20 protein-coding genes are annotated in these 22,974 nt (G+C 67.8%); 7 read left to right on the top strand and 13 right to left on the bottom strand.

All coding sequences use genetic code 11. The features are described from left to right. Window positions 1-146 precede the first annotated feature (146 nt). The 9 genes from R2601_RS02715 to R2601_RS02755 form a co-directional block, all read right to left on the bottom strand. The gene (locus R2601_RS02715) at window positions 147-1,223 is read right to left on the bottom strand and encodes a BMP family ABC transporter substrate-binding protein (RefSeq protein ID WP_007793173.1); all 1,077 of its coding nucleotides are present in this window, start codon (window positions 1,221-1,223) and stop codon (window positions 147-149) included. Then, entirely contained in the window at window positions 1,220-2,017 is a 798-nt protein-coding gene (locus R2601_RS02720; RefSeq protein WP_254656027.1) for an ion transporter, read from the bottom strand. The genes R2601_RS02715 and R2601_RS02720 overlap by 4 nt, the downstream gene beginning before the upstream one ends. Before the next feature lie 6 nt (window positions 2,018-2,023). Then, on the bottom strand, window positions 2,024-2,932 hold the full coding sequence (locus R2601_RS02725) for an ABC transporter permease (protein WP_007793179.1): 909 nt from the start codon (window positions 2,930-2,932) through the stop codon (window positions 2,024-2,026). Beyond that, complete coding sequence (locus tag R2601_RS02730; protein WP_007793181.1) at window positions 2,932-4,017, bottom strand: ABC transporter permease; 1,086 nt, start codon at window positions 4,015-4,017, stop codon at window positions 2,932-2,934. Before R2601_RS02730 ends, R2601_RS02725 begins: the two co-directional genes overlap by 1 nt. An 87-nt stretch (window positions 4,018-4,104) precedes the next feature. Further along, the gene (locus R2601_RS02735; RefSeq protein WP_007793185.1) at window positions 4,105-5,628 is read right to left on the bottom strand and encodes an ABC transporter ATP-binding protein; all 1,524 of its coding nucleotides are present in this window, start codon (window positions 5,626-5,628) and stop codon (window positions 4,105-4,107) included. Then, window positions 5,595-6,545 carry a xanthine dehydrogenase accessory protein XdhC gene (xdhC, locus tag R2601_RS02740; protein WP_007793188.1) on the bottom strand — a complete coding sequence of 317 codons (951 nt, stop codon included), beginning with the start codon at window positions 6,543-6,545 and terminating at the stop codon, window positions 5,595-5,597. Before xdhC ends, R2601_RS02735 begins: the two co-directional genes overlap by 34 nt. Further along, window positions 6,535-8,991 carry a xanthine dehydrogenase molybdopterin binding subunit gene (gene xdhB, locus R2601_RS02745; protein WP_007793191.1) on the bottom strand — a complete coding sequence of 819 codons (2,457 nt, stop codon included), beginning with the start codon at window positions 8,989-8,991 and terminating at the stop codon, window positions 6,535-6,537. The genes xdhC and xdhB overlap by 11 nt, the downstream gene beginning before the upstream one ends. After that, on the bottom strand, window positions 8,988-10,370 hold the full coding sequence (gene xdhA / locus R2601_RS02750) for a xanthine dehydrogenase small subunit (RefSeq protein WP_007793193.1): 1,383 nt from the start codon (window positions 10,368-10,370) through the stop codon (window positions 8,988-8,990). The genes xdhB and xdhA overlap by 4 nt, the downstream gene beginning before the upstream one ends. Window positions 10,371-10,563: 193 nt before the next feature. Continuing rightward, a complete protein-coding gene (locus R2601_RS02755) occupies window positions 10,564-11,538 on the bottom strand; it encodes an alpha/beta hydrolase (protein WP_007793195.1) in 975 nt (324 codons plus the stop codon). 278 nt (window positions 11,539-11,816) lie between these two features. On the opposite strand from R2601_RS02755, the gene dnaE reads away from it, so the two are divergent. Next, the gene (dnaE, locus tag R2601_RS02760) at window positions 11,817-15,341 is read left to right on the top strand and encodes a DNA polymerase III subunit alpha (RefSeq protein WP_007793197.1); all 3,525 of its coding nucleotides are present in this window, start codon (window positions 11,817-11,819) and stop codon (window positions 15,339-15,341) included. A gap of 33 nt (window positions 15,342-15,374) precedes the next feature. Here the strand turns inward: dnaE and R2601_RS02765 are convergent, their stop codons facing one another. Further along, a complete protein-coding gene (locus R2601_RS02765; RefSeq protein ID WP_007793200.1) occupies window positions 15,375-15,581 on the bottom strand; it encodes a SlyX family protein in 207 nt (68 codons plus the stop codon). Window positions 15,582-15,906: 325 nt separating this feature from the next. Between R2601_RS02765 and hisS the strand changes: the two genes are divergently transcribed. The 4 genes from hisS (at window position 15,907) to R2601_RS02785 (ending at window position 20,289) form a co-directional block, all read left to right on the top strand. Then, window positions 15,907-17,379, top strand: coding sequence for a histidine--tRNA ligase (gene hisS, locus R2601_RS02770; protein ID WP_007793203.1), 1,473 nt, complete (start codon window positions 15,907-15,909; stop codon window positions 17,377-17,379). Further along, on the top strand, window positions 17,370-18,458 hold the full coding sequence (locus R2601_RS02775; protein WP_007793206.1) for an ATP phosphoribosyltransferase regulatory subunit: 1,089 nt from the start codon (window positions 17,370-17,372) through the stop codon (window positions 18,456-18,458). The genes hisS and R2601_RS02775 overlap by 10 nt, the downstream gene beginning before the upstream one ends. Further along, a complete protein-coding gene (gene hisG / locus R2601_RS02780; RefSeq protein WP_007793209.1) occupies window positions 18,455-19,147 on the top strand; it encodes an ATP phosphoribosyltransferase in 693 nt (230 codons plus the stop codon). The genes R2601_RS02775 and hisG overlap by 4 nt, the downstream gene beginning before the upstream one ends. Window positions 19,148-19,359: 212 nt before the next feature. Next, window positions 19,360-20,289 (top strand): L-lactate dehydrogenase, encoded by a 930-nt coding sequence (locus tag R2601_RS02785; protein ID WP_007793212.1) that lies wholly within the window; start codon window positions 19,360-19,362, stop codon window positions 20,287-20,289. 7 nt (window positions 20,290-20,296) lie between these two features. Here the strand turns inward: R2601_RS02785 and R2601_RS02790 are convergent, their stop codons facing one another. Beyond that, a complete protein-coding gene (locus tag R2601_RS02790) occupies window positions 20,297-20,521 on the bottom strand; it encodes a YdcH family protein (RefSeq protein WP_007793215.1) in 225 nt (74 codons plus the stop codon). A 155-nt stretch (window positions 20,522-20,676) separates the two neighbouring features. Here R2601_RS02790 and R2601_RS02795 point away from each other — a divergent pair, with 155 nt between their 5' ends. Beyond that, complete coding sequence (locus tag R2601_RS02795) at window positions 20,677-21,087, top strand: Hsp20 family protein (RefSeq protein WP_007793217.1); 411 nt, start codon at window positions 20,677-20,679, stop codon at window positions 21,085-21,087. A gap of 4 nt (window positions 21,088-21,091) precedes the next feature. Continuing rightward, the gene (locus tag R2601_RS02800) at window positions 21,092-21,319 is read left to right on the top strand and encodes a DUF1150 family protein (RefSeq protein WP_007793219.1); all 228 of its coding nucleotides are present in this window, start codon (window positions 21,092-21,094) and stop codon (window positions 21,317-21,319) included. Window positions 21,320-21,362: 43 nt separating this feature from the next. On the opposite strand, the gene ribD is transcribed toward R2601_RS02800, so the two are convergent. Together ribD and nrdR are read right to left on the bottom strand one after the other, a co-directional pair. Then, complete coding sequence (ribD, locus tag R2601_RS02805; RefSeq protein ID WP_375360169.1) at window positions 21,363-22,469, bottom strand: bifunctional diaminohydroxyphosphoribosylaminopyrimidine deaminase/5-amino-6-(5-phosphoribosylamino)uracil reductase RibD; 1,107 nt, start codon at window positions 22,467-22,469, stop codon at window positions 21,363-21,365. Further along, window positions 22,466-22,936, bottom strand: coding sequence for a transcriptional regulator NrdR (gene nrdR / locus R2601_RS02810; RefSeq protein WP_007793225.1), 471 nt, complete (start codon window positions 22,934-22,936; stop codon window positions 22,466-22,468). The genes ribD and nrdR overlap by 4 nt, the downstream gene beginning before the upstream one ends. Between the last annotated feature and the right edge of the window lie 38 nt (window positions 22,937-22,974).

Below are 22,974 nucleotides of genomic sequence, written 5' to 3' on the forward strand. Positions count from 1 at the left end.
AGCCACCCCGCGCCCCACCTCCCCCGAGACGCGCCGCGCTCCTGTCTTCTCTACGTCGGTAAATACTCACATCCCGACCGCCCCAAGCAAAAGCACCGCCGGGCAGATGCGCCGGCGGTGCCAGTGACCAGTCAAAGCCCAAGAGCTCAGTTCGGGATCGAGCCGCTCACGCCTTCGACGTAGAAGTTCATGCCCGCCAGCGTGCCGTCATCGGCGACTTCGCCCTCGGCGAGCCAGGCCGAACCGTCCTGCTTGTTGATCGGGCCGGTGAACGGGTGGTAGGCGCCGGACGCGATGTCGTCCTTCATCTGCGTCACGTGGGCCAGCACGTCCTCGGGGATCGGGCCGGTGAACTCGCCGATGCCGACCATGCCGTCACCAATGCCCTGCCAGGTGTTGTGGCTCTCCCAGGTGCCGTCGAGGACCGCCTGCACGCGCTCGATGTAGTAGGGCGCCCAGTCGTCGATGATCGACGAGATCCGCGGCGTCGGCTTGTACTCGGCCATGTCGGCGGCCTGGCCGAAGCCGTAGGCGCCGGCCTTCTCGAGCACCGCGAGCGGCGCGGTGGAGTCGGTGTGGGCCAGCACCACGTCAGCACCCTGGTCGAGCAACGCCTGCGTTGCGTCGGCTTCCTTGGCCGGGTCAAACCAGGTGTTGAGCCAGACCACGGCGATCTCGACATCGGGGTTGGCCTGCTTGGCGTGAAGGTAGGAGGAGTTGATGCCGCGGATCACTTCCGGGATCGGGAAGGAGCCGATATAGCCGATCTTGTTGGTCTCGGACATCGCGCCGGCAAGATAGCCGGTGATCGCGCGCCCCTCGTAAAAGCGCGCCGAGTAGGCCGAGACGTTGTCGGCGGTCTTGTAGCCGGTGGCGTGCTCGAACTTCACGTCAGGGAACTTCTCGGCGACGTTGATGGTGGGGTCCATGTAGCCGAAGGAGGTGGTGAAGATCAGGTCGGCGCCGGACAGCGCCATCTGGGTCAGCACGCGCTCGGCATCGGCGCCCTCGGGCACGCTCTCCTGCTCGATCACCTCGATGGCATCGCCGAAATGCTCCTTCATCTGCATCGCGGATTCGTGGTGGTGCTGCGACCAGCCCCCGTCGTTCACCGGCCCCACATAGACGAAGCCGATCTTCGGCACGTCCTGGGCGAAGGCGGTCCCGCCCATCACGAGGCCGAGCGCCGCGGAGGCGGCGAGAAGCGTTCTGCGTTTGATCATTCTTGGTCTCCCATTGGTTTTTCAGTCTTTGTTGGTGTTTCGGTCTGCGTACCCTGCGAAGGGCGCTCCGGGCGCGGCTTCTGCCGCAGCAGTTCCGAGGTGATGATCCCGGCCGGGATGGCGACGATACCCACCCCGATCAGCACCGTGAGCCCAGTGAAGATGCGCCCCCCCGCGGTGATCGGGTAGACATCGCCATACCCCACCGTGCTCAACGTTGCGAGCGCCCACCACATGCATTTCGGGATCGACCCGAATTTCTCCGGCTGCGCCTCGTGCTCGAAGAAATGGATCCCCACCGACGCCACGAAGAGCACCAGCACCGCCACCGCGGTGAACAGGATCAGCTCCTCGCGCGAGGCGCGCAACGCGTCCTCGAGCCGGCGCGAGGCGCGGCGCAGACGCAGCAGCTTCAGCAGCCGGAACACCCGCATCAGGCGCAGCACGCGCAGGCTCTGGGTCTGCGGTTGCAGAAGCAGCAGCCCCGGCAGCACCGAAAGCAGGTCGACGATGCCCCAGAAGCTCAGCGCGTAGCGCCATCGCGACGGCGCCGCCCAGAGCCGCAGAAGGTACTCCCCTGCGAACACTCCGAGGATGGCGAACTCGGCCCAGCCGAGCAGGCGATGGATCAGCGGAGGCAGGCTGTCCATGCTCTCCAGCGTAAGCACCACCGCCGAGAGGATGATGACCCCGTAAAGCCCCCAGAGAATGCGCGCGCCGAAGCGCGGGTCGCGCCCGTCGAGCGCCGCCTGCACCCGCGCCTTGCCCTTCGTATGCCTTTCCCTCCCCGGCATCGCGCCTCACGAGCTGGCGTGGAACGGCCGGCCGAGCGAGCCCGGCGCGCCATGCGCCCCGCGCGCCGAGATGACGACCAGCACGAGGATGGTGATCAGGTAGGGCGACATCGACAAGAGTTCGACCGGCACCGTGGTGCCAGCAGCCTGCAGGTTCAGCTGGATCACCGTGACGCCGCCGAACAGGTAGGCCCCCACCAGAACGCCCAGCGGCCGCCACGACGAGAACACCACGATGGCCAGCGCGATCCAGCCAGCGCCGGCGGTCATGCCCTCGGTCCATTGCGGCACCCGCACGAGGCTGACATAGGCGCCGCCGAGCCCGGCGCAGGCGCCGCCGAAGGCGATCGCCGCCATGCGCACCCGCACCACCTTGTAGCCCAGCGCATGGGCGCTCTCGTGATCCTCCCCCACCGCGCGCAGGATCAGGCCGGCGCGGGTGTACTTGAGGAAGGCCCAGACCGCGACGACCAGCGCGAGGCTCAGGTAGACGACAAAGTCATGCGAGAACAGCATCCGCCCGAGCACCGGGATGTCGCTTAGCACGGGGATGTCGAGCTTGGGCAGGTTCGGCGCCCGCTGTCCCTCGTAGTTGGAGCCGATCAGCGCCGAGAGGCCAAGCCCCACCAGCGTCAGCCCGAGGCCGGTGGCGACCTGGTTCGACAGGAGGTACTGGGTCAGCAGGCCGAAGCTCAGCGACAGCACCGCCGAGGCGACGGCCGCGCCGAGAAAGCCCAGCAGCGGCGAGCCGGTCGAGACGGCGATGGCAAAGCCCATCACCGCGCCGGTGATCATCATGCCCTCGACCCCGAGGTTCAGCACGCCGGATTTCTCGGTCACCAGCTCGCCGATGGCGGCCAGCAGGATCGGCGTCGCCGAAACCATGATCGAGGCAACGAGAAGAACGGGATCCATCACGCCACCTCCCGTCCGACAAAGCGGATGCGGTAATTCGTGAACACGTCCGTGGCGAGCAGGAAGAACAGCAGCATGCCCTGGAACAGCTGGATCGATGCGCCGGGCAGGCCGAGCATGAGCTGCGCCAGCTCGCCGCCGATATAGGTCAGCGCCATCAGCAGCCCGGCAAGCAGGATGCCGAACGGGTTCAGCCGCCCGAGGAACGCCACGATGATCGCGGTGAACCCGTAGCCCGAGCCGAAATCGATGCTGATCTGGCCAGCCGGCCCGGTGACCTCGAACAGCCCCGCCATGCCGGCCAGCGCGCCCGAGACGCCGAGGCAGAGCAGCACGATGCGCACCGGGTTCACCCCCGAGAAGCGCGCCGCCCGCGGCGCCTCGCCGGTCAGGCGGATGTTGAAGCCCTGGATGTGGCGCGCCATCAGCACGTAGGCGCCGATCACCGCGATGAAGGCCGCGACCACGCCCCAGTGCATGCCGGTATTGGCGATAAGCTCGTCATTGAATACCGCCGGCCATTGCTTGAAGTTGCGCGAGCCCGGAAAGCCCTGCCCCTCGGGATTGCGCAGCCAGCTCGAGGAGGCCGAGGCGAGGATGTTCTCGGCCACGTAGACCAGCATCAGCGAGACGAGGATCTCGTTGGTGCCGAAGCGGGTCTTGAGCAGTGCCGGGATCATCGCCCAGAGCCAGCCGCCCAGCGCGCCCGCCACCACCATCAGCGGAAACAGCAGCACGCTGTCGGACGGGTAGAAGGCCAGCCCCACCGCGGCGCCGATCACCGCCCCCATGATGTATTGTCCCTCCGCCCCGATGTTCCAGATCCCCGCCCGGAAGCCGACCGAGAGCCCGATGGCAATGAGGATCAGCGGCCCCGCCTTCACCAGCAGCTGCGGCCGCGAATACGAAGCGAATTGCGGGTGAAACAACGGATCCCAGAAGATCGTGCGGATCGCCTCGAGCGGCGGCTTGCCGAGCGCAGCGAACATGATGCCGCCGACGATCATCGTCAGCAGCACCGCCAGCACCGGCGTCAGCGCGGTCCAGAGCGTCGAGGGCTGCGGGCGTTTCTCCAGCCGGATCATGCGCGCGCCTCCGGAAGATTTTTCGCAGGAAAAATCTTCGCGCCCGGGGTCGGGTCGCAGAGTTTTCGGACGAAAACTCTGCTGCGGTCAGCCATCCACATGGGCCACCTCCATGTCATGCGCACCGCCCATCATCAGGCCGATCTTCTCGATATCCAGCTCGCTCACCGCGCGGGTCGGCGACAGCCGCCCCTCGTTCAGAGCGCCGAAGCGGTCGGAAATTTCCATCAGTTCGTCAAGATCCTGGCTGATGCAGATGATCGCCGCGCCCTTGGCGGCCAGGTCGAGCAGTGCCTGACGGATCGCCGCCGCCGCCGCCGCATCCACGCCCCAGGTGGGCTGGTTGACCACGAAAACATCCGGATCCTGCTGGATCTCGCGGCCGACCACGTATTTCTGCAGGTTGCCGCCGGACAGCGCCCGCGCCGCCGTACCCGGCCCCGGCGTGCGCACGTCGAAGCGCTCGATCACCTCCTCGGCAAAGCCCGTGGCCTTGCCCCAGTCGATGAAGCCGTTCGAGACCAGCCCCTTCCGCCGCGAGGCGGTCAGCACGCCATTCTCGGTCAGGCTCATATTGGGCGCCGCCGCGTGGCCCAGCCGTTCCTCGGGCCCCGACAGAAGCCCCGCGTCGCGGCGCGCCATAGGCCCGGCCCGACTGATGTCCTCACCCTTGAACCAGATCGCCCCCTTGGGCGCCAGCCGCTCGCCCGACAGCGCCATCAGCAGCTCGTCCTGCCCGTTGCCGGCGACGCCGCCGATCCCCAGCACCTCGCCCGCGCGGACCTCCAGCGAGACCTCCCGCAGCGGCGTGCCGAAGGCGCCCGGTGCCGGCATCGAGAGCGCGTCGCACTTGAGCAGCACCTCGCCCTTCTCGGCGCTGCGCGCCTCGGGCGTGGCAAAGCTCGAGCCCACCATCATCTCGGCCATCTGCCGCGCGGTCACCTCGCGCGGCGTGCAGGTGCCGACATTCTTGCCCAGCCGCAGGATCGTCGCCTCGTCGCAGAGCGTGCGGATCTCTTCGAGCTTGTGCGAGATATAGAGGATGGACGTACCCTCCGCCTTCAGCTTGGCCAGCGTCTCGAACAGGATCTCCACCTCCTGCGGTGTCAGCACCGAGGTCGGCTCGTCCATGATCAGGAGCCGCGGGTGCTGCAGCAGGCAGCGGATGATCTCGACCCGCTGGCGCTCGCCCGCCGACAGCGTGCCCACGGTGCGCGAAGGATCGAGCGGCAGCCCGTAGGTCTCCGAGACCTCACGGATCTGCCGCGCCAGATCGCGGGGTTTGGGCGGGTTCTCCATGCCCAGCGCCACGTTCTCGGCCACGTCCAGCGCCTCGAAGAGCGAGAAATGCTGGAACACCATCGCCACGCCGGCGCGGCGCGCGTCCGAGGGCTTGCCCGGCGTGTAGGCGCTGCCGTCGAGCAGCATCTCGCCGCGATCGGGCTTCACCAGGCCGAAGATCATCTTCACCAGCGTCGACTTGCCGGCGCCGTTCTCGCCCAGCAACGCGTGGATCTCGCCTTTCTGGATCTCGAAGGAGACGTCGTCATTGGCCACGACGCCCGGATAGGCCTTGGTCAGGCCCCGGATGCTGAGAAGTGTGTCTGCCACGCCTGTCCATCCCCTGTTTCACGGTTGAGTAGATGCGCAGCCACCCCGATGGCAATGGCCTGCGGGTGCTTGCCGTAGGATTTCTGCCCAATTGGGCAGCAGATGCGCGCGATCCGGGCATCAGGATGACCCAGCGTAGCCAATCGCTTGCGGAACCGGGCCCATTTCGTCTCGGACCCGATCAGCCCGGCAAAGCCGAACCCGTGCTCCAGCAATGCATGGCACAGCGCGAAATCGATCTCGTGGCTGTAGGTCAAGATCAGGTGCTCGGCGCTCTCGGGCGCGTGGCGCACCAGCCGCTCCGGCTGCGCCGCCGGCACCACGGTCACCCCCTCGGGCACCTCCTGCGGAAACCGCTCGGGCGCGGTGTCGATCCAGGTGAGCGCCAGCTCCGGCAAGGGCGCCAGCGTCTCCACCACGGCGCGTCCCACATGGCCCGCGCCCCAGATCCAGAGCTGCCGCTCGGCCCGTGCCACCGGCTCGACCATCCAGCCCTGCACCAGCTGCGGCTCGGGGCGCACGCCCTGTCCCCGCGCCCGGTCGATGAGCCGCCGCACCGCCAGCGGCATCTCCCCCGGCCCGCGCGCGATCACCTCCTGCCCCTCGAGCGCCGCGACCCGCGCGGCATCGAAATGCTCGGTCAGCAGCACCACCGCGCCGCCACAGCACTGCCCCAGAGACGGCCCCAGCGGATGGCGTGTCAGCCCCTCGCGACCCAGCGCTGCCTCCGCCGCCGCCAACTCGAGCGCGCCGCCGCCGATGGTGCCGGACTGCGCCAGGCCACCGCCCTCGGCCCAAACCAGCATCGCCGTGCCGGGACCGCGTGGCACCGAGCCCGCGACCTCGGCCACGACCACACGCGCCACCCGCCCGTGCCGGTCCACCGCGCGGCGCAACGCCTCCAGATCAAAGCTCATCGCGCACCGCCCGGATTGCCCTCAGCACGCGCTCCGGTGTCGCCGGCGCGTCGAGTGCCGGATAGCGCGTGCCGCAGGACGCCACCGCGTCCGACAGTGCCAGGAAGGCCGAGATGCCCAGCATGAACGGCGGCTCGCCCACCGCCTTGGAGCGATAGATCGTCTCTTCCTCGTTGCGCCCTTCCCAGAGCGCCACGTTGAATATCTCGGGCCGGTCGGAACAGGCCGGGATCTTGTAGGTCGAGGGCGCATGGGTGCGCAGCCGCCCGTCTTCGTCCCAGACCAGCTCCTCGGTGGTGAGCCAGCCGGCGCCCTGCACGTAGCCGCCCTCGATCTGGCCGATATCCAGCGCCGGGTTCAGCGAGGCGCCGCAATCGTGCAGGATGTCGGTGCGCAGGATGCGGTACTCGCCGGTCAGGGTGTCGAGCACCACCTCGGTGCAGGCCGCGCCATAGGCGAAGTAGAAAAACGGCCTACCCTGCCCCTTGATCCGGTCCCACGCGACCTTGGGCGTCTTGTAGAACCCGGTCGACGACAGGCTCACCCGCCCCTCGTAGCAAAGCTTGGCCGCCTGCGCGAAGCTCATCGTCTCGCTTCCGACCGTGACCTCCCCGCCGGCAAAGGCGACCTCCGAGGTCTTGGCCTGGAATAGCCCCGCCAGATGCTCGGCCATGCGGTCGCGGATGGTGTCGCAGGCGGCCTTGACCGCCATGCCGTTCAGGTCCGAGCCCGAGGAGGCGGCGGTGGCCGAGGTGTTGGGCACCTTGGCGGTGTCCGTTGCGGTGATCCGCACCATATCGAGCGGCAGGCCGAATCGCGCCGCCGCCACCTGCGCCACCTTCTGGAACAGCCCCTGCCCCATCTCGGTGCCGCCATGGTTCAGCGCCACCGAGCCGTCCTGGTAGACATGCACCAGCGCACCGGCCTGGTTGAGGTGGGTGAGCGTGAACGAAATGCCGAACTTCACCGGCGTCAGCGCGATGCCGCGCTTCAGCAGCGGCGTGCCCACGTTCCACTCTGCCACCCCCGCGCGCCGCGCCGCGTAGTCGCAGCTCTCGGCCAGCCGTTCGGTCAGTCCGCCAAGGATGAAATCCTCCACGGGCTGGCCGTAATGCGTCACCTGCCTGTCCGCCGGCACGCTGGGCGCAGGTCCCGCGGGCACGCTCGACACCGCCCCGCGCGAGGTCAGGTCCTCTTCCGCGGCAGCCTGTTTCTTCTGGCCGGAAATATCCTCGGGGGGAGGTGCCTGCTCCGCAGGCGCCCGGGGGGCAGACAGCCCCCCGTCCAAACTCTCCACCGCGCCGACATCCGAGTAGTAGTTCAACCGCCGGATCTCCAGCGGATCGCGCCCCAGCGCATGGGCCACGTGGTCGAGCACCCGCTCGATCCCCAGCATGCCCTGCGGCCCGCCAAAGCCGCGATAGGCGGTGGCGCTCTGGGTGTTGGTCTTCAGCCGGTGGCTCTCGACCCGCAGGCTGGGAATGTCATAGGCGTTGTCCGAGTGCAGCATGGCCCGGTCCGCCACCGGCAACGACAGATCCTGCGCCCAGCCGCAGCGGGCATATTGCACGAAATCCACCGCCTTGAGGCGCCCGTTGCCGTCGAAACCGGCGCTGTACTCGATACGGAAATCATGGCGCTTGCCGGTGATCACCATGTCATCGTCGCGGTCGTAGCGCATCTTGGCGGGCCGTCCGGTCTCGGCCGCCGCCACGGCGCAGGCAATGGCCAGCGCGTTGCCCTGGCTCTCCTTGCCGCCGAAACCGCCGCCCATGCGCCGGGTCTCGACCCGCACGCCATGCATCGGCAGGTGCAGCGCGTGCGCAACCTTGTGCTGGATCTCGCTCGGGTGCTGGGTCGAGCTGTGCACCAGCAGGTCGCCGTTTTCCTGCGGCAGCACCATGGCGGCCTGCCCTTCGAGGTAGAAATGCTCCTGCCCGCCCATCTCGAGCGTGCCCGAGACCGTGTGCTCCGCCTCGGCCATGGCGGCGTCGGCGTCGCCCTTCTCCCAGATCCGCGGGCCGTCCTCGAAGCGGCTGTCGGCGGCCATCGCCTCGTCGACGGTCAGCACCGCGTCGCGCGGCTGGTAGCTGATCTTCGCCTTGCGCACCGCCTTGCGGGCGGCGAGGTGGCTGGTGGCCGCGACCATGAAGATCGGCTGGCCGACGTAATGCACCGAGGCCCCGGAAAGCAGCGGCTCGTCATGCAGCGAGGGAGAACAGTCGCAATCCGAGGGCAGGTCCTTGGCCTCCCAGACCTTCACCACGCCGGGCGCACGGCGCACCTCGGAAAGGTCGATCTCGCGGATCCGGCCCGAGGCGATCTCCGACAGACCGAAGGCCATGTGCAGGCAGTTCGACGGCACGGGGATGTCGTCGATGTAGCGGGCCTTGCCGGTCACATGCAGCGGCGCCGCGTCATGCGGCAGCGGTTTCGTAACGCTCATGCCCGCACCTCCCGGACGTCTGTGGCCGCGCCCATGTCCTCGAGCAGGCAGCGGGTCAGCATGTTGCGCGCCGCGGCGAGCCGGTACTCGGCACTCGCCCGCATGTCCGAAAGCGGCGCGAAATCCTGCTCCCACGCGTCCCACGCGGAAACCACCGCCTCGTCGGTCCACGGCTTGCCGGTCAGCGCCGCTTCGACCGCCGCTGCGCGCTTGGGGATGCCCGCCATGCCACCAAAGGCGATGCGGGCCGTCACGACCTTGCCGTCCTCGACGGTAACGTTGAACGCGCCGCAGACCGCCGAGATGTCCTGATCGAAACGTTTCGAAAGCTTGTAGACCTTCAGCCGATCAGGCTGGCGCGGGATCGTCACCGCCTCGACGAACTCGCCCGGATAGCGATCCTGCTTGCCGTACTCGATGAAGAACTCCTCCAGCGCCATCTCGCGCCGCGTGTCGCGGAAACGCAGGCGCAGCCGCGCGCCCAGCGCGATCAGCGCCGGGGGGTTGTCCCCGATCGGTGAGCCGTTGGCGATGTTGCCGCCGATGGTGGCGGCGGCGCGCACCTGCGCCGAGCCGTAGCGGCGCAGCATCCCGGCATAGCTCGGGTAGTGCTCCCGCATCAGATCGAGCACCCGGTCCATGGTGACGCCGGCCCCGATCCGGATGGCCTCATCCCTGACCTCGATCTGCTGCAGGTCCTCGCAGCGGTTGAGAAAAATCACCTCTGGCAGCTCGCGCAGCTGCTTGGTAACCCAAAGCCCGACATCGGTGGCGCCGGCAACGATGGTTGCCGAGGGGTGCTTGGCCACCAGCTCGGCCAGCTCATCGCTGCTTGAGGGCGAGTGCGCGCTGAGATCGGCAGAGGAGACCTGCCCGGCCACCTTGGGAAGCGCGGGCTCTTCCATCCAGTCCGGCACCGGCGCGTCGGCGGCGGCCTCGGCCGCGCGCACGATGGGGGCGTAGCCGGTGCAACGGCAGAGATTGCCCGCCAGCGCATCGTCGTATTGGGTGTCGCCGACCTTGTGCGCCTTGGCCATCGAGACCACGAATCCCGGCGTGCAGAAGCCGCATTGCGAGCCATGATGCGTGACCATCGCTTCCTGCACCGGGTGGAGGCTGCCATCGGGCCCGGCGAGCCCCTCGACGGTGCGCAGCGCCTTGCCGTGCAACTGCGGCAGGAACAGGATGCAGGCGTTGAGTGCCCGCGAGCCGTGCGCGTCGGTGACCATCACCGTGCAGGCGCCGCAATCGCCTTCGTTGCAGCCTTCCTTGGTGCCGCTCAGACCACGCTCCTCGCGCAGCCAGTCGAGAGCCGTGCGCGTCGGGGATACGCCGCGCAGCTCCACTCTTTCCCCGTTCAGAAGAAAGCAGATATCCATATGAAGAACCCGCCGCGATACCCCGTCCCTGTCATGCACACCCTCGATGCGGCGTAGAAAGCGTGCGGACCTTTATCGATCCGCTACAGGCTAGGTTCCGGGTTTCCCGCTTGGCAAGAGGAAAATGCCCATTTGAGAGGCAGATGGGCGGAGGGTGCCACCAAACTTGGCGTCACCCTCCAAGGTCGCGCCATCAGCTGGCGCCGGCCTCATCGGGTTGGCGGAAATCGCGAGTGAGGAAGTCGGTGATGCACTGCACCGGCGCGGACTGGCCGACGATGGTGTTGTGATCCGCGTTCTCGAAGATCTCGATTCGACCTTCGGCCCAAACATCCGCCAGCGGCTCGAGATCCTCTGCCGGAGCAGCGTAGTCGTTGCGCGCATGCACGGCGAGCATCGGCTCGGAACGCGTTGCGGCGATGGCACGCCACGGCGCCTCGGCCGGGTACGGGGCGCTCAGACGGACGACCTCGTCGACGAAGCGCTCGAGACAGTCGCCTTCAATGCCGTATTGGGAGCCGCCGAGCCGCAGCAGCTTGCGCTGGTCGAGTGGCGCCGAGATGAGTACCACGCGGCCGCATTCCAGCCCGTCCTCGAGCGCGAAGATCAGACCGTTGGCACTGACGCAATGGGCGATCGCCCCGTCATAGGGGCCATGGGTCCGGGCGCAGTCGTGGATCGCACGGGTGATGTCGGCGATGCTGCACGGGTCCCGATCGGGCTCGATATGGCCCGGAAGCAGCAGCGCATCGACTTCGGCGCCCGCGTTCTGCAGCGCGCGGATCATGCGGCCGAACTGGCGCACATTGCCGTCATGGCCGTGCACCAGCAGGATGCGCTGACCGGTGGGCTCGGCCATCGGAGCGTGGCGCAGCACCGCCGCCGCCTCGCCCGAGGGCAGGAACTCGGCCTTGCCCGCACCGCAGAGCCGGGCACGGTCGATATTGGCCGCAGAGCAGAGGTAGCGCTTCGCCAGATGCCGGGCGGTCAGGCCCGGTGCCAGCTTCGCTGCAGCCAGAAGCGCCTTGCGGCGGCGCTCGCTGGTCCGGGTCGAGAGGCCCGCGCGCCGCTCGGGCGTTTGGCCGTAGGTCGGCATCTGGCCGGCGCCGGTCTCGGCGAAGGTCATGCCAGTGATGTCGGGAGAATAGGAATCGAGAGCCTTGTCCATTGCCATATGCCGCGCTCGGAAGGGGGAGAAACCCGGACCGTCTATGTAGGACCGCAGCGCAACACAAGGCGCCACGGCAGGTAAGAAGTGTCGTGTCACCCAAAGTCACCAGAAACTGAGGGGAAAATTGGGCAAACTCGCTATCGAAATGTGGTGATTGGGATGGATTCCGTCCGACCATGGCCTTTACCGAGCGATGCCGCAGGCGCGCGGCGCGAAGACACCGGGGCGTGAGTCGGGTCTTTCGCCGGGCGCGGGCGCGCCATAATGTCGGGCGCATGGCAGATCCCCGATTCATCCACCTCCGCGTTCACACCGAATACTCCCTGCTCGAAGGCGCCATCCGCCTGAAGAAGCTTCCCGGCCTCTGCGAGGCCATGGAGATGCCCGCCGTGGCGGTGACCGACACCAACAACCTGTTCTCGGCGCTCGAGTTCTCGGTGACCGCGAGCGGCGCCGGGGTGCAGCCGATCGTCGGCTGCCAAGTCGATCTGCGCTACGTGCAGCCGGCCCCGGGAGAACGCCCGAAGGCGCCGGCGCCGGTGGTGCTGCTGGCCCAGAACGAGCGCGGCTACGAGAACCTGATGAAGCTCAACTCGTGCCTCTACCTGCGGCGCGACGGCGAGCTGGCACATGTGCTGCTGGACGAGCTCGAAGAGTATGGCGAGGGCGTGATCTGCCTCTCCGGCGGACCAGACGGCCCGGTCGGCCGCCTCCTGCGCGAGAACCACCGCGCCGCGGCGCAGACCCTGCTGACCCGGCTGCACCAGATCTATCAGGACCGGCTCTATGTCGAATTGCAGCGTCATCCCGGCGAGGACGGCCTGCCCGAGGCCGAGCGCCTGACCGAGCGCGGCCACGTGGAGATGGCCTACGAGATGGGCATCCCGCTGGTCGCCACCAACGACGTGTATTTCCCCAAGGAGAACATGTACGAGGCGCATGACGCGATGATCTGCATCGCCGAGGGCGCCTATGTCGACCAGCAGGAGCCGCGCCGGCGGCTGACCCCGCAGCACTACCTCAAGACCCCGCAGGAGATGGCGACGCTCTTCGCCGATTTGCCCGAGGCGCTGGAAAACACCGTCGAGATCGCCAAGCGCTGTGCCTTCATGGCCTACCGCCGCGATCCGATCCTGCCGAAATTCGCAGATGACGAGGTGGTCGAACTGCGCCGTCAGGCCAACGAGGGTCTGCAGAAGCGCCTCTCGGTGATCCCGCACGCGGTGACGGTGGAGAAATACCAGGAGCGGCTCGATTTCGAGCTCGGCATCATCGAGGGCATGGGCTTTCCGGGCTACTTCCTGATCGTTGCCGACTTCATCAAGTGGGCCAAGGATCACGACATTCCCGTCGGCCCCGGCCGGGGCTCGGGTGCGGGCTCTCTGGTGGCCTACGCGCTGACCATCACCGACCTTGACCCGCTGCGCTATTCGCTGCTGTTCGAGCGCTTCCTCAACCCCGAACGGGTCTCGATGCCGGACTTCGACATCGACTTCTGCATGGACCGCCGAGAAGAGGTGATCCGCTACGTTCAGGAGAAATACGGCCGCGACAAGGTGGGCCAGATCATCACCTTCGGCGCGCTGCTCTCCAAGGCCGCGGTGCGCGACATGGGCCGGGTGCTGCAGATGCCCTACGGCCAGGTCGACCGGCTGTCGAAGATGATCCCCGTGGAGGGCGTGAAGCCTGTCTCGATCGAGAAGGCGCTGCAGGACGAGCCGCGCCTGCGCGAGGAAGCCGAGCGCGAGGAGGTCGTCGACCGGCTGCTGAAATACGGCATGCAGGTCGAGGGGCTGCTGCGCTCCGCCGGCACCCACGCCGCCGGCGTGGTCATCGCCGACCGCCCCACCGACGAGCTGGTGCCGCTCTACCAGGATCCACGCTCGGACATGCCGGCGACCCAGTTCAACATGAAATGGGTGGAACAGGCGGGTCTGGTGAAGTTCGACTTCCTCGGCCTGAAGACGCTGACGGTGATCCAGAACGCCGTCGACCTGATCCTCAAGTCCGGCCGCCCGATCCATGTCGCCGCCGACGGAAGCCAGCTCTACGAGCCGGCCGAGGGCGGCGAGAACCAGATGAACCTCATCCCGCTGGATGACGACAAGACCTACAAGCTCTACGCCTCGGCCAAGACCGTCGCCGTGTTCCAGGTGGAATCCACCGGCATGATGGACGCGCTCAAGCGCATGAAACCGACCTGCATCGAGGACATCGTGGCCCTCGTGGCGCTCTATCGTCCCGGCCCGATGGAGAACATCCCGGTCTATTGCGAGGTCAAGAACGGCCAGCGCGAGATCACCTCCGTGCACCCATCGATCGACCACATCCTTGCCGAAACCCAGGGCATCATCGTCTACCAGGAACAGGTGATGCAGATCGCCCAGGAGATGGCGGGCTACTCGCTCGGCGGCGCCGACCTGCTGCGCCGCGCCATGGGCAAGAAGATCAAGGAGGCGATGGACGCCGAGCGCCCGAAATTCGAGTCCGGCGCCGCCAAGAACGGCGTCGAGAAGAAGAAGGCCACCGAGGTCTTCGACCTGCTCGAGAAATTCGCCAACTACGGCTTCAACAAGTCCCACGCCGCCGCCTACGCGGTGGTGAGCTACCAGACCGCCTGGCTCAAGGCGAACCACCCGGTCGAGTTCATGGCCGGCGTGATGAACTGCGACATCCATCTCACCGAGAAGCTGGCGGTCTATTTCTACGAGACCAAGAAGGGCCTCAAGCTCGACTACATCCCGCCCTGCGTGAACCGGTCCCAGGCGAGCTTTGACGTCGAGGACGGCAAGCTGGTCTATGCGCTCGGCGCGCTGAAGAATGTCGGGCTTGATGCGATGCGGCTGGTGGTCGAGGGGCGCCGCTCGGTGCCCGAGGACCCCAGGAGCCCCGACAAGCCCTTCGTCAACGTCTACGATTTCGCCCGCCGGGTCGATCTCAAGCGCGTCGGCAAGCGGCCGCTCGAGATGATGGCGCGGGCCGGCTGCTTCGACCAGCTCGACCGCAACCGCCGGCGGATCTTCGAATCGCTCGACGCGCTGGTCGCCTATTCCGCCGCGATCCACGAGCAGAAGGCCTCGGCGCAGGTCTCGCTCTTCGGCGAGGCCGGCGACGACCTGCCCGAGCCGCGGCTGTCGCCGGCGCCCGACTGGCTGCCCGCCGAGCGGCTCTCGGAGGAGTTCAAGGCGATCGGCTTCTATCTCTCGGGCCACCCGCTCGACGATTACATGCCGGCGCTCAAGCGGCGCGACGTGCTGACGCTGGACGAGGTCGAGGACAAGGCCCGAGGCGGCGCCTGCATCGCCAAGATGGGTGGCGTGGTGGCCGGCCGTCAGGAGCGCAAGTCGGCCAAGGGCAACCGCTTCGCCTTCGCCCAGCTCTCGGACCCGAGCGGCGCCTACGAGGTGACGATCTTCTCGGACACGCTGGAAAAGGCGCGCGACCTGCTGGAGACCGGCACCAAGGTGGTGGTCACCGTCGAGGCGACGATGGAGTCGGACCAGCTGAAGCTGCTGGCCCGCTCCTTCGGACCGGTCGAGCAGGTCGTGGCCGATGCCGGCGCCGCGGGCATGAAGATCTACATCGAGAATCCCGACACCGTGGCGCAGGTCGCCTCGGTTCTGGGCCGCGCTGCCGAGCAGATGCCGCGCGCCGGGCGCGGCCCCGTGCGGCTTTGCTTCGCGGGCTCCGGCTTGCCGGGTGAGGTCGAGATGGATCTCAGGCAGGAATTCCCCGTCACCCCCGAGATCAAGGGCGCGGTGAAATCGCTCGACGGGGTGATGGCGGTGGAGGATTTCTGAGCCGGGCGCCTCACCCCGGCCGCGCGCCGCTCCTCAGTAGTGCGGCGGGCGCTCGTCGCCCATCACCACCGCGCCGACCCCCTCGTCCTGCCGCGCCGCCTCGCGCTCGAGCAGCAGCGCCACGCGACGGGTGAGCAGCGCGATGTCGCGGTCCTGACGCGCCACGGTCTCGGAAAGATCGTCCACCGCCCGCTCGAGATGGGCGATGCGTTCCTGCAGGCTGTCGGTGTCGCTTGGCATGTCTCCGGCTCCTTTTGTCGCGCCACATAGGCCGCGCCGCTTATGTCGCGCCACATATGCCGCGCCGCGCGGCTTGGAAAGGGCGCATGGGGGGCGCTGCCCCCCGGCCTGGCGGCCTCCCCCGGGATATTTTGTGCCAGAAGAAACCAGGGCGGGTGGGGAGTGCGGCGCCCCTGTCTTCTTCTGGCTCTAAATATCCCCGCCGGAGGCATCCGACACAAGCCGCAGGATGTAACGCCGGGCCGCTGCACACCGCCGGTCGCTTGCCCCCGCACGCGCAAGCGGCTAAGGGGGGCGCGCAATCTGGACGAGCCCGGAGCCCGCCATGGCCAAAGTGAAAAAAGCCCCCCGCCCCAAGGCACAGACGCCGAAGGGCTTCCGCGACTATTTCGGTCCCGAAGTGACCGAGCGCGCCGAGATGCTCGAGGCCATCGCCGGGGTGTATCATCGCTACGGCTTCGACGCGCTGGAATCGAGCGCGGTGGAGACCGTCGAGGCGCTCGGCAAGTTCCTTCCCGATGTCGACCGGCCCAACGAGGGCGTGTTCGCCTGGCAGGACGAGGACGAGAGCTGGATGGCGCTGCGCTACGACCTGACGGCGCCGCTGGCCCGGGTCTATGCCCAGCACCGCAACGACCTGCCCCTGCCCTATCGCCGCTACGCCATGGGCCCGGTCTGGCGCAACGAGAAGCCCGGCCCAGGCCGCTTCCGCCAGTTCTATCAATGCGACGCCGACACCGTGGGCGCCGCGAGCGTCGCCGCGGATGCCGAGATCTGCGCCATGCTGGCGGACACGCTGGAAGTGGTCGGGATTCCGCGCGGCGACTACCTGGTGCGGGTCAACAACCGCAAGGTTCTGAACGGCGTGCTCGAGACCATGGGGCTCGAGGATGACGCGCAGCGCGACGCGGTGCTGCGCACCATCGACAAATTCGACAAGGTCGGCGAGGCCGGCGTGCGCGAGCTGCTCGGCAAGGGCAGGCTCGATGCCTCGGGCGCCTATATCGACGGCGTGGGCCTGAGCGAGGCGCAGGCCGAGCCGGTGGTCGCCTTCCTGACCTCTAAGGGTGCCGATGCCGCCGCCACGGTGGCCAACCTCCGCGCCGCTGTCGGCAGCTCCGAGATCGGCGCCGAGGGGGTCGACGAGCTCGAGGAGATCGGCGCGCTGCTGGCGGCGCAGGGCTATGGCCCCGACCGTATCGAGATCGACCCCAGCGTGGTGCGCGGCTTGGGCTACTACACCGGCCCGGTCTTCGAGGCCGAGCTGACCTTCGAGATCTTCGACGAGAAGGGCCGCAAGCGCCAGTTCGGCTCGGTCGCCGGCGGCGGACGCTACGACGATCTCGTCAAGCGCTTCACCGGTCAGGCGGTGCCCGCGACCGGCGTCTCCATCGGCGTCGACCGGCTGCTCGCGGCGCTGCGCGAGAAGGGCCGCATCGGCGGCACCGTGCAGGGCCCCGTGGTCGTGACGGTGATGGATCGCGACCGCATGGCCGATTACCAGGCGATGGTGGCCGAGCTGCGCAATGCGGGCATCCGTGCCGAGGTCTATCTCGGCAATCCGAAGAATTTCGGCAACCAGCTCAAATATGCCGACAAGCGCAGCTCGCCGGTCGCCGTCATCGAGGGCGGCGACGAGAAGGAGCGCGGCGTGGTGCAGATCAAGGACCTGGTCCTCGGCGCCAAGCTGGCCGAAAGCGCCAGCCTCGAGGAATGGAAGGAGCGCCCCTCTCAATACGAGGTGGCGCGCGGCGATCTGGTCGCCAAGGTGAGAGAGATCCTGAACCAATGGGCGTGACCACCGCGCAGGAACGCGCCGAAGCCGTCCGCCTGCGGGCCCGGTTTCTCGAGGCCGGGGCCGAGAATGTCGACTGCGCCATCCTGCAGCCGGCGGAAACCCTGCTCGACCTTTATGGCGAGGACATCCGCGCCCGCACCTACGTGACCCACGACCCCGCCCGCGGCGAGGTCATGCTGCGGCCCGACTTCACCGTGCCGGTGGTTCAGATGCACATGGAGACCGGCGCCGCGCCGTCGCGCTACACCTATGCCGGCGAGGTCTTTCGCCGCCAGGAAGAGCATCCCGAGCGCGCGCCGGAGTATTTCCAGGTCGGCTTCGAGCTGTTCGCCGATGACGATCCGGCGCAGGCCGATGCCGAGGTCTTCGCGCTTTTCGCCGAGACGCTGGCGCCCTATCGGCTGCGCGCGGTGACCGGCGATATCGGCATCCTGACCGCTGCGGTCGCGGGGCTCGAGACCTCCGAGCGCCGCCGGTCCGCGCTGATGCGCCACATCTGGCGTCCGCGCCGGTTCCGCGCCCTGCTCGACCGCTACTCGGGCCGCAGCCCGGTGCCGCCGTCGCGCAAGGCCTTGCTGGCCGCAGAGAACCCGATGGACACCGCAGCCCCGGCGATCGGCCTGCGTTCGGAGACCGAGGTCGCCGCGCGCATCGCCGCGCTGCGCGAGGACGCCGCCGAAGGCCCGCTCTGCGAGAGCCAGGTGGCGCTGATCGACACGCTGCTGGCGGTGCGCGAGACCTGCTCCTTTGCATTGGAACAGCTGCATGACATCGCCGTCGATATGCCGGCGCTGCTGCCGGCGGTGGACCGCTTCGAGCGCCGCTGCGAGGCGCTGACTGCCCGCGGGGTCGACGTGGCCGCGCTGGAGTTCGAAGCAAGCTACGGCCGCAGCTCGATGGAATATTACGACGGCTTCGTCTTCGGCTTCGTGCCGACGGCGCGGCCCGACCTTCCCCCGGTGGCCACCGGGGGGCGCTATGACGCGCTGACAGAGCGGCTGGGCAATGGCCGCGCCGCCCCGGCCGTGGGCGGGGTCATCCGTCCGGGGCTGCTTCTGCAGACGGGAGAGCGGGCATGAGTGTGAAGCTTGGGGTGCCCTCGAAGGGGCGCCTGATGGAGAAGACCTTCGACTGGTTCGGAGCCCGTGGCGTGGGCCTTGCCCGCACTGGCAACGACCGGGAATATGCCGGCGCGGTGGACGGGGTCGAAGGCGTCGACCTGGTGCTGCTCTCGGCAGGAGAGATCCCGCGCGAGCTGGCTGCCGGGCGCATCCACCTTGGCGTCACCGGCACCGATCTCATCCGCGAGAAGCTCGTGCAGTGGGACCAGAAGGTCGAGCCGTTGGCCGAGCTGGGCTTCGGACAGGCCGACCTGATCGTCGCGGTGCCCGCCTGCTGGGTCGATGTCGATACGCTCGACGATCTCGACGCGGCGGCGGCGGCGTTCCGCGCGGAACACGGCTTCCGGATGCGGATCGCCACCAAGTATCACCGGCTGGTGCGCGAGTATCTGCGCCATGGCGGCGTGGCGGATTACCAGCTCGTGGACTCGCAGGGCGCCACCGAGGGCACGGTGAAGAACCTTACCGCCGAGGCGGTGGCCGACATCACGTCGACCGGAGACACGCTGCGGGCCAACCACCTCAAGGTGATCGACGATGAGCCCGTGCTGCGCAGCCAGGCGACGCTGTTCCGCAGCCGCACCGCGAAGCTCGACGAAGACGAGCGCACGGTGCTGCGCACGCTGATGGCAAAGCTCGACGTATGAAGGGCGCTGGGACCGCGGCCCTTTCATTCTCAGGCACTGCAGATCGAGGCGGGCTTGAATCCGCGGAGGCGGCGCTCGCAGCTTTGCCGAGGCCACTTCTCGCCAATTCTCTGGGCCATCCCTGCCCCGAAGACCCGCACAAGGACCCCCGCCCCTATCGCCCTCGCCGTTAGCGTGCAAACCTCCTCCCGACAGCACTGAGGAGAATCGTCATGAAGATCGGGATCGTGGGCGCGGGCATGGTGGGCTCGGCGGCGGGCTACGCGCTCGCACTGCGCGGCGGCGCCAGCGAGATCGTCCTCGTCGACCGCAACATGGCACTCGCCGTGGCGCAGGCAGAAGACATCGCCCATGCGGTGCCCTTCGCCCATCCCTGCCGGGTCTCGGCGGGCGACTACGACGCGCTCGAGGGCGCCGATCTGGTGATCCTCGCCGCCGGCGTCGCACAGAAGCCCGGAGAAGACCGGATCAGCCTTCTGTCGCGCAACGCCGAGGTCTTTGCGCAGGTCATCGCGGGCGTGCAGAAGGCCGCCCCCGAGACCATGTTGCTCGTGGCCTCGAACCCGGTCGACGTGATGACCGAGGTGGCGCTGCGTATCTCGGGCCTGCCGCGCGAGAAGGTCATCGGCTCGGGCACCATCCTCGATACCGCGCGTTTCCGCAGCCTGCTGGGCGACCATCTCGGCGTGGCGCCGCAATCGGTGCATGCCTACGTGCTGGGCGAGCATGGCGACTCGGAGGTGCTGGCCTGGGCCTCGGCGCGGGCCGGCTCGGAGCCGGTGGCGCGCTTCGGCGTGCAGGTGGGTGCCGCGATCACCCAGTCGGTGCGCGAACGCATCGATGAGGGCGTGCGCCGCGCTGCCTACCGCATCATCGAGGGCAAGGGCGCCACGTGGTACGGCATCGGCGCGGGGCTTGCGCGCATCGTGCAGGCGGTGCGCGACGACCAGCGCAGCGTGCTGTCGGTCTCGATCGTGACACCGGAGGTCGAGGGCGTGACCGACGTGGCGCTCAGCCTGCCCCGCGTGGTCGGCCGCAGCGGCGTGATGACCACACTGCTGCCGGAACTGGCCGAGGACGAGGCAAGCGCGCTGCGCCGCTCGGCGGAGATGCTCAAGCAGACCGCGCTCAGCCTCGGCTGAGCAGCCCTCAGGCGATGATGTCGGGGGTCAGCCGGTCTTCGATGAGGGCGATCTTGTCCTTCAGGAACAGCTTCTTCTTCTTCAGGCGTTGAAGCGTCAGCTGGTCGCCCATGCCGCGGTCCTGCAGGGCCGCGATGGCTTCGTCGAGATCGCGGTGTTCGCGTTTGAAGACCTCAAGCTCGACACGCAGCACTTCCTCGGTTTTCATCGAGATGTCTTGCGGCGTCTCCATGCGGGCAAACTCCTTGCGATACAGACCCCTTAGATAGCAAGTCCAATCGCTCTGGCAAAGCCCTTGCGGATATTCCGGGGGCTTCCCATATTGATTTCAGTCGGGTTGCCGAATGCGGGGCCCGGCGGACGGTCGCTTTCTGCAAAGGACATGTCATGAGCAAGATGACTTTGGGTTCCTACCCGCACATGCTCGGCTTCGAGCAACTCGAGCGCCTGCTGGAACGCACGGCGAAATCGAGCGAGGGCTATCCGCCCTTCAATATCGAACAGACCTCGGAACGCTCCTACCGGATCACGCTTGCCGTGGCCGGGTTCTCGGAAGACGACCTGTCGATCACTGTCGAGGATCGCCAACTGGTGATCCGCGGGCGGCAAGGTGACGACGGCAGCGAACGCATATTCCTGCATCGTGGCATTGCCTCGCGACAGTTCCAGCGCAGTTTCGTCTTGGCCGACGGCGTAGAAGTGGGCGAGGCTGTCATGGAGAATGGCTTGCTGCACGTGGATCTGACCATCTCCCGACCCGAGACGGTGGTTCAGACGATCTCGATCAGAAAGGGGTAATTCGATGAATACCAAGTACGAATTCCAGACACCGGGCGAAGAGCGCATTGTTTACGTGCGTGCCGTCGCCGCCGGAGACCTCCCGGAAGAGATCCAGGGCCAGCTTGGCGGGCTTGAGACGCTCTATGCGGTGCACAATGCGGAAGGCGAGCGTCTTGCGCTGGTCAAGGACCGCAAGCAGGCCTTCATCCTCGCGCGGCAGAACGATTTTGCGCCGGTGACGGTGCACTGAGTGCACATGCGGCGGGGCTGAGCCCCGCCAGCCTTGGGGCCGGTCAGCGTGATGCGGCCCCGCCGCGGCGCCAGCGATGCAGCACATCGCCGCCGACCGCCCGAACCTCTTCCAACTCGAAACGTGGTGCCTCGGCCAGGCGGTCGACACCCATGGCGCCGATCCCCGGACGGCCTTCGGCGCCCACGGCGATGCCAGCGGTGAAGCCTACAAGCTCGTCGACCAGATCCGCCGCCAGAAGCGAGGCGGCCAGCTGTCCGCCGCCCTCGCAGAACACCCGCGTGAGCCCTTCCTTGCCCAGAGCCGAAAGCAGCGCATGGGGGTCGATGCGGCCACCGGAGACCTTGCACTGAAGCAGCTTGGCGCCGCAACTCTGCCATGCCCGCTTCGTCATCGACGCGGCATCCGAGCCGTGTGCCAGCCAGACTGGCACCTCGCGTGCAGAGCTGGCCAGCGTGCTCATCAGCGGCACGTCGATGAGCCGCGAGACGATCACCCGCACCGGCTGCTGCACCTCGCCCCAGCCGCGCACAGTAAGCGCCGGATCGTCGGCGCGCGCCGTCCCTGCCCCCACCATCACCGCGTCATGGCTGGCCCGCAGGCCGTGCACGTAGCGCCGCGCCTCGGGTCCGGTGATCCACTGGCTCTCGCCCGTGGCGGTGGCGATGCGGCCGTCGAAACTGTTCGCAAGCTTCAGCGTCACCAGCGGCCGCCCGTGATCGTTGCGCAGGAAGAAGCCGGCGTGATCGCGGGCCGCATCCTCTGCCAGCACGCCCGTGGTCACCTCGATGCCATGCTTGCGCAAATGCGCAAACCCCTGCCCCGAGACCCGCGCGTCATTGTCCGCAAGCGGTGCGACGACCCGCGCCACGCCGGACTTCACCAGCGCCTCGGCACAAGGCGGCGTCTTGCCGTGATGCGAGCACGGCTCGAGCGTCACGTAGGCGGTGGCGCCGCGCGCCGCCTCGCCGGCCTGTGCCAGCGCCTGCGGCTCGGCATGGGGCCTGCCCCCGGGCGCGGTGGCGCCACGTCCGACGACGCGTCCATCCTTGACGATGACACACCCAACCGCCGGGTTGGGCCAGCACTGGCCCATCCGTCTCCGGCCCAACCGCAGGGCGTGGGCCATGTGCCGGAGGTCGTCGGTCACTTCTCGGCAGTCGTCGCGTCAGGGCGCAGTTCGCTGACGAACTTGTCGAAATCGTCCGCCGCCTGGAAGTTCTTGTAGACGCTGGCAAAGCGCACATAGGCGACAGTGTCGATGCGGGCGAGCGTCTCCATGACGATCTCGCCGATCTGCTTCGAGGGGATGTCGGTCTCGCCGAGGCTCTCGAGGCGGCGCACGATGCCGCTGATCATCTGATCCACGCGCTCGGGCTCTATGGGGCGTTTCTGCAGCGCGATGCGGATCGAGCGTTCGAGCTTGTCGCGATCGAAATCCTCGCGCCGTCCGTTCGACTTGATCACCACGAGATCGCGCAGCTGCACCCGCTCGTAGGTGGTGAAACGGCCACCGCAGGCCGGGCAGAAGCGACGGCGCCGGATCGACACGTGCTCTTCCGCCGGTCGGGAATCTTTCACCTGCGTGTCGATATGTCCGCAAAACGGGCAGCGCATGCCTGTCCCCCTATCCGTTTGGTGTCTGCCTCGGCGTG

The sequence above is a fragment of the Salipiger bermudensis HTCC2601 genome (genome assembly GCF_000153725.1).
GTDB lineage: Bacteria > Pseudomonadota > Alphaproteobacteria > Rhodobacterales > Rhodobacteraceae > Salipiger > Salipiger bermudensis.